11 protein-coding genes are annotated in these 13,750 nt (G+C 64.2%); 1 reads left to right on the top strand and 10 read right to left on the bottom strand.

Annotation, left to right across the window (positions count from 1 at the left end; all coding sequences use genetic code 11):
* Nucleotides 1–25: 25 nt before the first annotated feature.
* The gene (locus LOM8899_RS10620; RefSeq protein ID WP_093992176.1) at nucleotides 26–3,706 is read right to left on the bottom strand and encodes a vitamin B12-dependent ribonucleotide reductase; all 3,681 of its coding nucleotides are present in this window, start codon (nucleotides 3,704–3,706) and stop codon (nucleotides 26–28) included.
* A gap of 442 nt (nucleotides 3,707–4,148) precedes the next feature.
* Between LOM8899_RS10620 and LOM8899_RS10615 the strand changes: the two genes are divergently transcribed.
* A complete protein-coding gene (locus LOM8899_RS10615; RefSeq protein ID WP_093992175.1) occupies nucleotides 4,149–4,751 on the top strand; it encodes a hypothetical protein in 603 nt (200 codons plus the stop codon).
* Here the strand turns inward: LOM8899_RS10615 and pgi are convergent.
* From pgi to LOM8899_RS10570, 9 genes are all read right to left on the bottom strand, one after another.
* Entirely contained in the window at nucleotides 4,748–6,349 is a 1,602-nt protein-coding gene (gene pgi / locus LOM8899_RS10610) for a glucose-6-phosphate isomerase (protein ID WP_093992174.1), read from the bottom strand. The genes LOM8899_RS10615 and pgi overlap by 4 nt on opposite strands.
* A gap of 4 nt (nucleotides 6,350–6,353) precedes the next feature.
* On the bottom strand, nucleotides 6,354–7,025 hold the full coding sequence (gene pgl, locus LOM8899_RS10605; RefSeq protein WP_093992173.1) for a 6-phosphogluconolactonase: 672 nt from the start codon (nucleotides 7,023–7,025) through the stop codon (nucleotides 6,354–6,356).
* 53 nt (nucleotides 7,026–7,078) lie between these two features.
* Nucleotides 7,079–8,533: a glucose-6-phosphate dehydrogenase gene (gene zwf / locus LOM8899_RS10600; RefSeq protein ID WP_093992172.1), complete on the bottom strand. Its 1,455-nt coding sequence runs from the start codon at nucleotides 8,531–8,533 to the stop codon at nucleotides 7,079–7,081.
* A 331-nt stretch (nucleotides 8,534–8,864) separates the two neighbouring features.
* Nucleotides 8,865–9,449 carry an HNH endonuclease gene (locus LOM8899_RS10595; protein WP_093992290.1) on the bottom strand — a complete coding sequence of 195 codons (585 nt, stop codon included), beginning with the start codon at nucleotides 9,447–9,449 and terminating at the stop codon, nucleotides 8,865–8,867.
* A 251-nt stretch (nucleotides 9,450–9,700) separates the two neighbouring features.
* The gene (locus tag LOM8899_RS10590) at nucleotides 9,701–10,369 is read right to left on the bottom strand and encodes an alpha/beta hydrolase (protein WP_093992171.1); all 669 of its coding nucleotides are present in this window, start codon (nucleotides 10,367–10,369) and stop codon (nucleotides 9,701–9,703) included.
* Between the two features lie 13 nt (nucleotides 10,370–10,382).
* On the bottom strand, nucleotides 10,383–11,327 hold the full coding sequence (locus LOM8899_RS10585) for a fatty acid desaturase (protein WP_211096186.1): 945 nt from the start codon (nucleotides 11,325–11,327) through the stop codon (nucleotides 10,383–10,385).
* Nucleotides 11,324–11,953: a DNA-3-methyladenine glycosylase family protein gene (locus LOM8899_RS10580; RefSeq protein WP_093992170.1), complete on the bottom strand. Its 630-nt coding sequence runs from the start codon at nucleotides 11,951–11,953 to the stop codon at nucleotides 11,324–11,326. Before LOM8899_RS10580 ends, LOM8899_RS10585 begins: the two co-directional genes overlap by 4 nt.
* On the bottom strand, nucleotides 11,950–12,678 hold the full coding sequence (locus LOM8899_RS10575; protein WP_093992169.1) for a cobalt-precorrin-6A reductase: 729 nt from the start codon (nucleotides 12,676–12,678) through the stop codon (nucleotides 11,950–11,952). Before LOM8899_RS10575 ends, LOM8899_RS10580 begins: the two co-directional genes overlap by 4 nt.
* Nucleotides 12,675–13,724, bottom strand: a complete 1,050-nt coding sequence (locus LOM8899_RS10570) for a cobalt-precorrin-5B (C(1))-methyltransferase (RefSeq protein WP_093992168.1) — start codon at nucleotides 13,722–13,724, stop codon at nucleotides 12,675–12,677. The genes LOM8899_RS10575 and LOM8899_RS10570 overlap by 4 nt, the downstream gene beginning before the upstream one ends.
* Nucleotides 13,725–13,750: the final 26 nt, after the last annotated feature.

Here is a 13,750-nt window from a genome sequence, read left to right as displayed (position 1 = left end):
TGCGGCCCGCCCGCCCCTAATCTTGTCAGCTACACCCGGAGGTGCCGCCGCATGTGTTGCACTTCATGCAGGTGCCGTTGCGCACCAGCGTGTAGTTGCCGCATTCGCCGCAAGGATCACCCTCGTAGCCCTGCATCTTGGCCTTGTCGCGTGCCGTCAGGCTGGTGCTGCTCGTGGCGGTCGTGGTCTGTGTCGACACCGACGTGATCGTCTGGCCCGCCGCGGCGCTCACCGCCGGGACAAGGGTTGCCAGCGCGGTCTGCGGATCGCTCGATCCGTCGAAGGCGACAGAGCCCATGCCGCCCTGCAACACCACCAGATCCTGTGGCACCCGCTTGCGCAAATAGCCGGTGGAGCTGATTTGCTTGAGCACTTCCAAGGACTTGTTGGCCGCCGTCTCGCTCGGAGCGCGGATGTTGGACTTGCCCTCTTCTTCGCCGCGACCGATGTCGTCGAAGGAATGACCCTCGGGCTTCACATGCGCCAGATCGGTGCGATCCAGATAGGACACGGCCAATTCGCGGAAGATGTAGTCGAGGATCGAGGTCGCTTGCTTGATGCTGTCGTTGCCCTGAACCATGCCGGCCGGCTCGAACTTGGTGAAGGTGAAGGCGTCGACGAACTCCTCGAGCGGCACCCCGTATTGCAGACCGACCGACACCGCGATGGCAAAGTTGTTCATCATGGCGCGGAAACCGGCACCTTCCTTGTGCATGTCGATGAAGATCTCGCCCAACTGACCATCGGCATATTCGCCGGTGCGCAGATAGACCTTGTGGCCGCCGACCATCGCCTTCTGGGTATAGCCCTTGCGGCGCTGCGGCATCTTCTCGCGTTCGCGGTTGCGCACCTCCTGGATGATGACCTTCTCGATGATCTTCTCGGCCAGCACTTCGGCCTTGGCTTGCGGTGTCCCCGTTGCCAGTGTCTCGGCGGCGTCGTCGTCGTCTTCGATCAGCGCAGAGGCCAGAGGCTGCGACAGCTTGGATCCATCGCGATACAGCGCGTTGGCCTTGACGCCCAGCGACCACGACAGCTCGTAGGCCTTCTGGCAATCCTCGATCGTCGCGTCGTTGGGCATGTTGATCGTCTTGGAGATCGCGCCCGAGATGAACGACTGGGCCGCGGCCATCATGTGGATGTGGCTGTCGACGCTGAGGAAACGCTTGCCCTTCTTGCCGCAGGGGTTGGCGCAGTCAAAGACCGAGTAGTGCTCTTCCTTCAGGTGCGGCGCACCCTCCAAGGTCATGGTGCCGCAGACATGATCGTTGGCGGCCTCGACCTCGGCCTTGGAAAAGCCCAGCGAGCGGAGCAGGTCAAAGGACGGATCGTTCAGCTTTTCAGCCGGAATGCCCAGCGTCTTGGTGCAGAAATCCTCGCCCAGCGTCCACTGGTTGAACACAAAGCGGATGTCGAAGGCGCTCGGCAGCGCGGCCTCGACCTTGGCGATCTCGTTCGGGCCAAAGCCGTGACCGATCAGCGAGGCGTGGTTGATCCCCGGAGCCTGACCCAAGGTGCCGTGACCGACAGCGTGGCTCACGATCTCTTCGATCTGAGCCGAGCCGTAGCCCAGCTTTTCCAGACCGGCAGGAACAGAGCGGTTGATGATCTTGAAGTAGCCACCACCGGCGAGCTTCTTGAACTTCACCAGTGCAAAGTCGGGCTCGATGCCGGTCGTATCGCAATCCATGACCAGACCGATGGTGCCCGTGGGGGCGATGACCGACACCTGAGCGTTGCGGTAGCCGTGCTTTTCGCCAAGGCGCAGCGCCTCGTCCCAGCTCGACATCGACAGCTCGATCAGGCGCTGATCGGGGCAGCGGGCATGGTCCAGCGCGACAGGCTTCACGTCGAGGCCTTCGTAGCCGCTGGTGTTGCCGTGGGCCGCGTTGCGGTGGTTGCGGATGACGCGGAGCATGTGCTTGGCGTTGCGCTCATAGCCTGCGAACGCGCCCAACTCACCGGCGATCTCTGCCGAGGTGGCGTAGGACACGCCGGTCATCACAGCGGTCAGCGCACCGGCCATGGCCCGGCCTTCGTCGCTGTCATAGCCCAGACCCATGTTCATCAACAGGCCGCCGATATTGGCATAGCCCAGACCCAAGGTGCGGAAATCATAGGACAATTGTGCGATTTCCTTGGACGGGAACTGCGCCATGGTCACGCTGATCTCCAGCGTCAGGGTCCACAGACGGGTGGCGTGCATATAGGCGTCGGACTGGAATTCGCCGTTCTTGAAGAAGGTCAGCAGGTTCATCGACGCAAGGTTGCAGGCTGTATCGTCGAGGAACATGTATTCCGAGCACGGGTTGGATCCGCGGATCGGGCCGTCTTCGGGGCAAGTGTGCCAGGCGTTGACCGTGTCGTGATACTGGATGCCCGGATCGGCACAGGCCCATGCGGCATGGCCGACCTTCTCCCACAGATCGCGGGCCTTGATCGTCTTGGCGACGCCGCCGTCCTTGCGGTTGATCAGCTCCCAGTCGCCGTCTTCCTCGACGGCCTTGAGGAAGGCGTCGGTCACGCGGATCGAGTTATTGGAGTTCTGGCCCGAGACCGACGCATAGGCCTCGCTATCCCAGTCGGTGTCGTATGTCGGGAATTCGATCGAGGTGTGGCCCTGCTTGGCATAGTCCAGCACGCGCTTGACGTAGGTGTCCGGGATCGCGACCTTCTTGGCCTCGCGGATCGCCGTCTTCAGGCCGTCGTTGACCTTGGGATCAAAGGCGTCGGCTTCGGCGCCGTCCCAGGAACGGATGGCGGCAAAGATGCCGTTCAGCTTCTGCTCGTGCATCTTGGAGCCCGCGACGATCGACGCCACCTTCTGCTCTTCGATGACCTTCCAGTTGATGAAATCCTCGATATCGGGGTGGTCGGCATCGACGATCACCATCTTGGCGGCGCGGCGGGTCGTGCCGCCCGACTTGATCGCCCCGGCGGCCCGGTCACCGATCTTGAGAAAACCCATCAGGCCCGAGGACTTGCCGCCGCCCGACAGCTTTTCGCCCTCGCCGCGCAGATGGGAGAAGTTGGTGCCGGTGCCGGAGCCATACTTGAACAGGCGCGCCTCGCGGACCCAGAGGTCCATGATCCCGCCTTCGTTCACCAGATCGTCCTGCACGCCCTGGATAAAGCAGGCGTGCGGCTGCGGATGCTCGTAGGAGGAGGTCGACTTGGTCAGCTTGCCGGTCTTGTAGTCGACATAGTAGTGGCCCTGCGCCGGACCGTCGATGCCGTAAGCCCAATGCAGACCGGTGTTGAACCACTGCGGGCTGTTCGGAGCGGCCATCTGGGCCGCCAGCATGTGACGCATTTCGTCGAAATAGGCGCGGGCGTCGGCTTCGGTGGTGAAGTAGCCACCCTTCCAGCCCCAATAGGTCCATGCGCCGGCCAGACGGTCGAACACCTGCTTGGCGGAGGTCTCTCCGCCGAATTCGGCGCCTTCGTCCGGCACACCGCGCCACAGGAACTCGGGCACGCCCTTTTCCTTCACGCGCTTGATCTTGGAGGGCACGCCGGCCTTGCGGAAGTATTTCTGAGCGATCACGTCCGAGGCGACCTGGCTCCATTTCACCGGGACTTCGAGGTTCTCGAGCTTGAACACGACTGTGCCGTCAGGGTTGCGGATCTCGGAGGAGCCCGAGCGGAATTCGATTCCGGCGTAAGCGTCTTTGCCCTTGGCGGTAAATGCGCGTTCAATCTTCATGACTTGCCCCTCTGATCGCCGTCTCTGCGACGTCTGATTGTTTAACTTCACGACGCTCTGCGCATCGCACCTTGCCTGCCGCCGTCTGCACGTGGAGGGGTCAACGCGGTGAAAGACAGGCAAAGAAAACCAGTGCGCCAAAGCACGTGGCACACTTCAAAGCGCCCTTGGTTTGTTTGATTCCGTCCCCGCGCTGCCCGGCCTAGATGTTGTGTCTCTTCGGTCAGCGAGCACAAACTGGACCACATCGCCCGCGTGGGTCAACGGAATTTTAATACTATATGCTGTATTTTTTCGATTGACCCAGCCCGGAATATACCACGGGTTGATTATTCTCCGATTCATCCCCCGACTTGTCCCCAGAAGGTAAATGAATCCGCTCCGCTGACGTCGGGGCAAGAATCTCAACACCCGCGCAGGCTTATCCAGCGGTGCTCAGAATATGGGTGAACCGGTCGACCGATTCTCTTTCGCTCACGATCTGGTGTCCCTCCGCGACGCGATGGCGCTTCTCTCGCCCGAGGCGCTGTGTCAGGATTACATCAACCAAGTGGAGACAGGCGTGACCGTAGCAAACCGCCCCGCCCTGCCCGGAAATTCGGCATATGCCATTGTTTTGGCGCTCATTCTTGCGGGGTGCAGCCCGGCGCCGCAGGTCTCTCCCGGTGCGCCGGGCGCGCAAACGGCCTATTTCGCGAGCTATCCGACAGATCTGCTCCGAGCCGCCTTCGCGGCCTGCAACGCGCCGGGCCAGACCGCGCGCCGCCCCACACAGGGGACCGTCACTTGCGAAACGCTGCCCAGCCCCGATTCTGCCGCCGCGCTGATTCTGGCCCATGACGGCACGGTCGAGGCGCTGCCTACCTATGTGATCGGTTTCCAGACCAGCGCCACCACCGACGGATATCTCGTAACCGCCGACAACTATATCCGGGTGCCGCAATTCGACGGCGGCGTGGCGCAGGTGCGCCTGCCCGACGAGATGATCGCGGAAATCGTGCGCGACCTGCTGGTCAGCGCCGGCGGCACACCGCTGACGCCCTAGGCCCCGTTGCGGCGCAGATACTCGACGAGCGCGGCGGTCGAGCCGTCCTTGCCCTCGGTCCCGGCGTTCCCCTCGACCACCGGCTGCAACGCGGTGGCAAGCTCTTTGCCCAGTTCCACGCCCCATTGGTCATAGGAATTCAGCCCCAAAATCGCGCCCTCGACGAACACCCGATGTTCATAGAGCGCAATGATCTGGCCCAGCGTGAACGGATCCAGCGTCGGATAGACCAGCGTCACCGAGGGGCGGTTGCCCGGAAACACCCGGTGGCGGGCCTGACGATCCAGCTCGTCGCCGGTCAGGCCCTTGGCGGCCATGATCTCGCGGGCTTCGTCGAGGCTGCGACCGCGCATCAGCGCCTCGGACTGCGCAAGGCAATTGGCTATCAGCAGCTGGTGCTGGTGGTGCAATTCCTCTTCGTGGCCACGGGCAGCGACCATGAATTCACACGGAATCACCCGCGTGCCTTGGTGGATCAGCTGGTAGAACGCATGCTGACCATTGGTGCCGGGCTCGCCCCAGACCACAGGGCCGGAATCGTAGGGCAGATCGGCCCCGTCGATGCTGACGCGCTTGCCGTTGCTCTCCATCTCGAGCTGCTGAAGATAAGCGGGCAACCGGCCCAGACGGTTGTCGTAGGGCAGAACCGCGCGGGTGGCATAGCCGCAGACCTGATTGTGCCAGATGCCCACGAGAGCGAGCAAGGCGGGCATGTTCTCGTGCCAGTCGGCGGCGCGGAAATGGGTATCCATCGCCTGCCCGCCACGCAGAAACGCACGAAACGCATCCGGGCCGATGGCGATCATCAGGCTCAGGCCGATCGGACCCCACATGGAATAGCGGCCGCCCACCCAATCCTCGAAGCCGAACACCCGGTCGCCGGGAATCCCGAAGGCCGAGGTCTTTTCGGCGGAGGTGGACAATGCACAGAACTGCGCCGCGGGATCGCTGACGCTTTCCCCCATCCATGCCTTGGCCGTGCGGGCGTTGGTCATCGTCTCGATGGTGGTAAAGGTCTTGGAGGCGACGATCACGAGCGTCGTCGCCGGATCGCAGCTGCGCAGCACTTCGGCAATATCGGCCGGATCGACGTTCGAGACGAAATGGCAGCGCGGGCCGTCGTGATACGGGCTGAGGGCGCGCACGGCCATCGCCGGGCCAAGGTCAGAGCCACCGATCCCGATGTTGACCACATCGGTGATCTTGCCGCCCTGCCCCTTGAAGCTGCCGTCGCGGACCGCCTCGGCAAAGTCGGACATCCGGTCGAGCGTGGCGAGAACCTCGGGCATCACGTCCTGCCCATCCACCATGACCGGCGCCCCGTCGAGGTTGCGCAGCGCCGTGTGCAGCACCGCCCGGCCCTCGGTCTCGTTGATCGGCTTGCCGGTAAACATCGCCTCGCGTTTTTCTGCGACGCCCGTCGAGGTGAGCAGGTCGATCAGCATGTCGCGGGCATGGGGATCGATGTTGGTCTTGGCATAGTCCAACACCAGATCGCCGGTCTGAACCGAGAAATCGGCGGCACGCTCGGCGTCGCAGATGTCTTCGATGCGGCGGTCGGCGACGATGGCGAGGTGGTCTTTCAGGGTTTGAAACATGATCCTAGCTTTCTGCCCAGTGAATGGTGGCGTGGCGTAGCATGATGGAGACCGGCGCTTCCTCGGCCGAGAGGTGGCGCGCACGTTCGATCGCCTCGCGCTTTTCCGCGCCGGTGATGAGGATATGCGCATTGATCGCATCGCGCAGCACCATGCCCGAGAGGGTCACCCGGGGTTCCGGCGCGCCCGGCGCTCGCATCGGCACCACGCGGGCATGGCCGTGCAAGGCATCGTCGAGACGGTCGGCCCCCGGAAAGATCGACGCCGTATGCATATCTGTGCCCATGCCGAGCAAGAGGACAGTCAGCGGCAAGACCGGCTTCAGCGTCGCCTCAAGCGCATCGAGCGATTCTTCGGGCGTATCGGTCCCGGTATAGAGCGGGACATACCGGGCCGCGGAGGCGCGGTCGGTCAGCAGACGCTCGCGCAACAGGCGGGTGTTCGACCGCTCGGAGGTCTCCGGCACCCAGCGTTCGTCGGTCAGCATCACATTGACCCGCGACCAGTCCAGATCGGCGGCACAGAGCGAATCGAACATCGGCCCCGGAGTGGTGCCGCCGGGCACGGCGATGCTGGCGAAATCGTTGTGATCCAGCGCCGAACGCAGCTCTCCGGCCAACTTGTTGGCCAGATCCATCATCATCATCTCAATGTCAGGATACTCGACGATATCCATTTGAAATGCTCCTTTGTGTCAACGGATCGAACTTCGACGTGCGGTTCGGGCGATCAGCCCTTGATCTCGCGCCAGCGCCGACCGTCGCGATGCATCAACATCAGCGCATCCTCGGGGCCGCTGGAGCCGGGTTCGTAGAGCTTTGGCACATCATTGCGCGCTTCCCAGCCTTCGATCAACGGATCGGTCCAGCGCCATGCGGCCTCGACCTCGTCGCCACGCATGAACAGCGTCTGGTTGCCACGGATCACGTCCATGATCAGGCGTTCATAGGCATCCGAAATTTCGTGGCCCGACTCGCCCAGCGCCTCTGCGAAGGTCAGGTCGAGCGGCACATCGACAAGGCGCATGCCCCCCGGCCCCGGCTCCTTGATCGTGACCTGCATGTCGATGCCCTCGTTGGGCTGCAACCGGATCGAAAGGATGTTGCGGTGACGGGCTTCGTCGCCCTCAAAGATCGAATGGCCCAGATCCTTGTAGACCACCGCGATTTCGGAACTGCGGGCGCGCAGCTTCTTGCCGGTGCGCAGATAGAACGGAACGCCGGCCCAGCGCCAGTTGGCGATATGGCACTTCATCGCGATGAAGCTCTCGGTAAAGGACTTCGGGTTCTCGGCATCCTCGCGGTAGCTCGGCTCGTCGCCCCGCGCCTCGTATTGACCGCGCACGATATGATGCGGCGCGACAGGCTCCAGCGCCCGGATCACCTTGAGCTTTTCATCACGCAGCGCGTCGGCCTCGAAGCGGCTCGGCGGTTCCATCGCGATCAGGCACAAAAGCTGCATCAGGTGGTTCTGCACCATATCGCGCATCGCGCCGGATTTGTCGTAGTAGGAGCCGCGGCCGCCGACGCCCACGGTTTCGGCCACGGTGATCTGGATATGATCGACGTAGTGGTTGTTCCACAGCGGCTCGAACAGCATGTTGCCAAAGCGGACCGCCATCAGGTTCTGGACGGTTTCCTTGCCCAGATAGTGGTCGATCCGATAGATCTGGCTCTCGTCGAAATGCTCCGCGAGGGTCTGGTTCAATTCGCGCGCGGTATCTAGATCGCGGCCGAATGGCTTTTCCACAACGATCCGGGCCTGCGGGCCTGCGATCTTGTGCACATGGAGCCGCTCCGCCAGAGCGCCGAACAGCGAGGGCGCGACCGAGAAGTAAAAGGCCCGCACCACGTCGCGCTGCATCAATTCGGCAAGATCGGCCCAGCCGCCATCGCCCATGGCATCGATCGCGACATATTCGAGACGGGTCAGAAACGCCTCGATCTGATCGGACTGATCGCGTTCGTCGCCCCCGAATTCCGCAATCGCCTCGCGGATCATCCCCCGGTAGCCTTCGGCGTCCATGTCGGAGCGCGCCGCACCGATGATGCGCGAACTGGGCGGCATCTGCCCTGCGAGGAACCGCCGAAACAGGCCGGGCAGGATCTTGCGCCGGGCCAGATCGCCGGTGCCGCCAAAGATAACAAGATCGAACGGATCGACCGGAATGACTCTGGATACCATGACTGCCCTCGTCTGATGTTAGCGCTATCGACCGTTGGCCTGCTCTTAGCCCGGGTTACCGTCGAAGTCTAGCGCGGCGCGGCGGGCTGGTGCAATCTCTAGCTCGGCATGATCGCCGCCGGGGGCCACCGGCCGGTGGCGGTGGTTCAATGTCGGGCGTGGCCCGTCGCAGCGGATCTGGGTGGTCGTTTCGCTTTCTCGAACAGCCTTTTCGTCACGCGCGGCATCACGGCCTTTTGCTGCCCCGACACGGCGGTTGCGTCGCACGGCAAGACGCCTGTCGGTCGGGCGCCGGTTGCCGACCCCATGAACGCCCAGCGCCTTCAGCCCCCTATGCTTCGAGCTCTGCGTCCCAATAGAGGAAATCGACCCAACTGTCGTGGAGATGGCCGGGCGGGAACTTGCGGCCCACGTTGCGCAGCTCTTCCGAGGCCGGCTGGCGCGGCGCCTTGCGCAGGCTCAGGCCGGATTGGCGCAGGCTCTTGGACCCCTTGTGCAGATTGCAGCGCGAACAGGCCGCGACCACGTTCTCCCACGAAGTGATCCCGCCCCGCGCCCGTGGCACCACGTGATCAAAGGTCAGATCGCCCTTGGCCCCGCAATACTGGCAGCAGAACTCGTCGCGCAGGAACAGGTTGAACCGGGTAAAGGCCACGCGCTTTTGCGGCTTCACATAGTCCTTGAGCACGACCACCGACGGGATCCGGATCACGGTCGACGGGCTGTGGACGACCTCGTCGTATTCGGCCACGATATCGACCCGGTCCAGCCATGCGGCCTTGACCGCATCCTGCCACGGCCACAGCGACAGCGGATAATAGGACAAGGGGCGGTAATCGGCATTCAGAACGAGTGCAGGATGCTGCTTGAGCGTCGCAGGGTCGCGCACAAAATTCGTTCTGAAGTCCATGTCCATCTGCCGCATCTCCCTCCACCGCGCCCACTTCGCAGACAACGTCGGGAGCGATGGTCCCGACCTTGCTCAAGACGGACTATATATCGTGTCCGCCCTAGAGCAAGCCCCGCTATGTGGGTGCCCGCATCCAAGGCATAGCCGCCCCGGATGACAGTCGAATGACAATGCGTTCGCGGGCCGCTCAGAGGGGCAAAGCGCAAAAAATGGGCGATCCGAGAATGGCTTGGGCAGGATCTCCGCCAGACGGGCGGTCAGCCCATCCCCAGCCTGTCGCGCATGAAGGCCAGCGCCACGGACAATCCGTCCGGTGCGATGCCGTGGCCCGTGCCTTTCATGATGTGGGCATAGACCTCTTTCCAACCGGCACCTTGCAGGGTCTCGGCGGCCTCGGGCAGCGATTGCACGGGCACCATGTCGTCCTGATCGCCGTGGATCAGCAGGACCGGCGGGCGGCAGACCACCTCGTCGGCCAAAAGCTCCGGCTGAAGCAGGCGGCCCGAAAAGGCGACCAACCCGGCGACCGGGTCTTCGCGGCGCGGCAGCACATGCAGCGCCATCATCGTGCCTTGCGAAAAGCTCAGGACCATGACCTGTTCCGGCAGCAGGTCTTCGTCGACCATCACCCCGTCGAGAAAGGCGTTCAGGTCTTCGGAGGCGCGATCCATGCCCTCCTGGCTTTCCTGTTCGCTGGAACCGTCGAGCCACGGGATCGGAAACCATTGAAAGCCCATCGGAGAGCCGGCGCACATCTCCGGCGCATCGGGGGCGATGAACAGGGTGTCGGGCATATGCTCGGCCAGCGGATCGGCCAGACCCATCAGGTCGGCCGCATTGGCGCCATAGCCGTGCAGGAATATCACGGCAGACCGCAACTCGCCGCTCAGTGGCTCTTTGCGCTGCGCCTGAAGTGCTCGTGTCATGGCCTGCCCTCGCTTAGGTCCGTGGTGTCGAGGGTGGTGTAGCCGCCCCTGCTCCGCCCCGCAACAGGCCGCGACGGTCAAGGTAGGCGCGATTGAACGCCGCATAACCCTTGGCCGTCACACCGAGATGGGCCTGCATGCGGCCGTGCAGCGCCGGAAGCTGGTGGAACGGCACGGTCGGCCAAGCGTGATGCTCCGCGTGATAGGGCATGTTCCACGCCAGAAACCGAACCACCGGGCCGGTGAAGGTCGTCCGCGAATTGACCAGCATGTTGGCCACCTTCGGGCAATCGCCATGCTCGGCCAACAGATACAGACGCAGAACCGGCTGACCCAGAAGCACCGGCACGATCCACAGCCAAAGCACCGCGCTCGACCAAAACAGCGACAGCACCGCAAAGGCATAGAGCGTGATCAACGCCCGCGCCTCGCGCTCGGCCTTTTGGCGGGCGGCTTCGGGCAGATAGGCCGGGCGCTCCTGACCCAGCGCCAACCGGCCGAGCAACCGTATCTCGGAAACCCAATAGGGAATGCCCGAGACATGGCGCAGCCACTGCGCCCACGTCCGGATCGGCGGGCCGTCCAACTCCGGGTCTTGCCCCGGCAGGTTCGTCCATTTGTGATGAGCCAGATGGAAATAGCGAAACCACGTGAAGGGCAGCACGAGCACCACCCCGCAAAGATGGCCCACCGCCTCGTTCAAGCGCGCGCTGGCGAAGGGGGTCTTGTGGGTGCACTCGTGCTCCAGCGTGAACAGGAACACCAATAGCACCCCCTGCACCGGCAGCAGCAGCCACCAGCCCGGCACGCCGGACCAGATCAAGGCACTGGTGACGACGATCACCCCGACATGCCCCGCCAGATGCGCGAGGCCCGCCACGTCCGACCGCGCCGTAAGCCGGGCCCGGTCCGCAGGCGAGACTTGGGCCAAAACAGCCTTGTGATCCAACTGCGTCACCTGATCCCCTCGTGCGCCTTGTTGACCCGGTAATAGGCCCAGAGTATCCGTGCCGCCACCGACCGCCACGGCGACCACGCCTCGGCCATTCCGCGCATCTGCCTTTCCGTGGGCCGCTCGGTCAGGCCGAACAACACCCGCGCCGATTCCTGCAGCGCCAGATCGCCATGCGCAAAGACATCTGCACGCCCAAGGCTGAACATCGCGTAAATCTCGGCGGTCCAATGGCCAATGCCGGTCACCGCCGTCAGGGTATCGATCACCTCCTCGGTGGGCGCCGAGCGCAAAGCGGCATAATCGATCCCCGCCTCGGCCAAGGCCCGCAGATAGCGCAACTTGGGGCGTGACAGGCCGCAGCCTTGCAGGTAGGCATCGCTGGCCGCGAGAATAGACTCCGGCGCGGTCATGCCCGCCGCGTCCACCCGCGCCCAGATCGCCGCCGCAGAGGCGGTGCTCACCTGCTGGCTGACTATGGCCGAGACAAGCTCGGCAAAACCGTCAGGCTTCAGGCGCAGCGGCAGAGGCCCGGTCAGGGCCAGCGCTTGGGCAAAGCGCGGCTCGCGGTCGGCCAGCCACGCAGCGCCCTCGACAACGCAGGCATCGCCCTTGATGATGCGGCCCGTCACAGCGCGCGCACCCAGCCGAGCGCGGCCGCAACCGTCTCGACCACGGGGGCCTCTGGCCGTGCGGGCCGCTCCAGCATCAGAACCGGCAGGCCCAGCGCTCTCGCGGCCTCCAGCTTGGCCCAGCCGCCAGATCCGCCGGCATTCTTGACTACCAGCCAATCGACCTTCAGCCGCTGAAACAGCGCTACCTCCGAGGCGACATCAAACGGCGGTCGGCCCACCTCGAACCTGCCACCCGCAAAGGGGAAAGGCGACTGCGGCGGATCGACCACCCGCGCGATCACCTGCGCAACGGCCAGCCCCGCAAACCGCTCCAGCGTTTGCCGCCCGGTGGCCAGAAATACAACCTGCCCGGCCCCAACATGCGCCGCCGCCTGATCCTCGCTCTGGATCATCACCCAACGATCCTCCGGCTGCGGCTGCCAAGCCGGACGGTCCAGCCGCAGATACGGCATGCCCCGCTCCGCACAGAGCCGCGCCGTGCGGCGGGTGATGCGTTCAGCAAACGGATGGGTCGCATCCAATACCGCCGTAATGTCATTGTCCTGCACACAGCGCCAAAACCCGGCCTCCCCGTCAAAACCACCCACCCGCGTCGGTACGGGCAGCGGCTTCGGGCTGCGGGTCGCCCCGGCTAAGGAAGCCAGCACAGGACGGTGCTCCTCCGCCAGTGCCCGAGCCACGGCCACAGCCTCGCCAGTCCCGGAAAGCAACAATAGGGTCACGGACCCGCCCTTGCGATCACTTGCCCGGCGCGGTCGGTGATCACCACATCCGCCGAAACCGGCACATCGCCCAGCATTTTGCGGACTTGGATCAGCGCCGCCTCCGCCACCGCCTCGGCCAAGGGCGGACCGGCGATCTGATAAGCCTCCAACACGGTATTCACGTCTGCGATCCGGTCTTCCCCGATCAGCGCGGCCAAGGCGGCAAAATCCACCTGCGACCGGCCAGAATGCAGATCGACGGCCCCCTGACCCAACTTTGTCAGCTTGGCGATGCCACCGCCAATGGTCAGGCGCGGCACCGGATGGCGGCGCAGATACTTGATCAGGCCCCCGGCAAAGTCTCCCATATCCAGCATCGCATGATCCGGCAGACCGTAGAGCGCCTGCACCGCCGCCTCGCTGGCATTGCCGGTGCAGCCCGCCACATGGTCCAGCCCACCGGCGTGGGCCACGTCGATGCCGCGATGAATCGAGGCGATCCAGGCCGCGCAAGAAAACGGACGGACGATCCCGGTCGTCCCCAGAATCGACAGCCCGCCCAGAATGCCCAACCGCGGGTTCCATGTCTTGCGGGCGATCTCGGCGCCACCGGGGACGCTGATCGTGATCTGCACATCCGGGGCGCGGGCCATCTCGGCGGCGATCTCGGCCACCACCTCATCCATCATGGCGCGAGGGACAGGGTTGATCGCAGGCTCGCCCACCGGAATGGGCAAACCGGGCTTGGTCACAGTGCCCACGCCCTCGCCCGCACGAAACTGCACGCCGCCGTCCGAGGGCGCAACACGGGCCACGATCATCGCCTGATGGGTCACATCGGGATCGTCGCCCGCATCCTTGACGATGCCCACCTCCGACCAGCCGTCACCACTGGCGGAGTGGGCCACCGCAAACACCGGCTCCTCACCCTTGGGCAAGCGGATCTGCACCTGCTCGGGAAACGACCCGCCCCACAAATGCAGGAGCGCCGCCTTCACCGCAGCGGTCGCACAGGCGCCCGTGGTCCAGCCACGGCGGAGCGTCTTGGGAACAGCGTCATCCATCGGGCGGACTATAGGCAGGCAAGCGA

Source organism: Flavimaricola marinus, from assembly GCF_900184895.1.
GTDB lineage: Bacteria > Pseudomonadota > Alphaproteobacteria > Rhodobacterales > Rhodobacteraceae > Flavimaricola > Flavimaricola marinus.
Note: the sequence above shows the minus strand (reverse complement) of the source record. Positions and strands in the feature narration are given on the sequence as shown.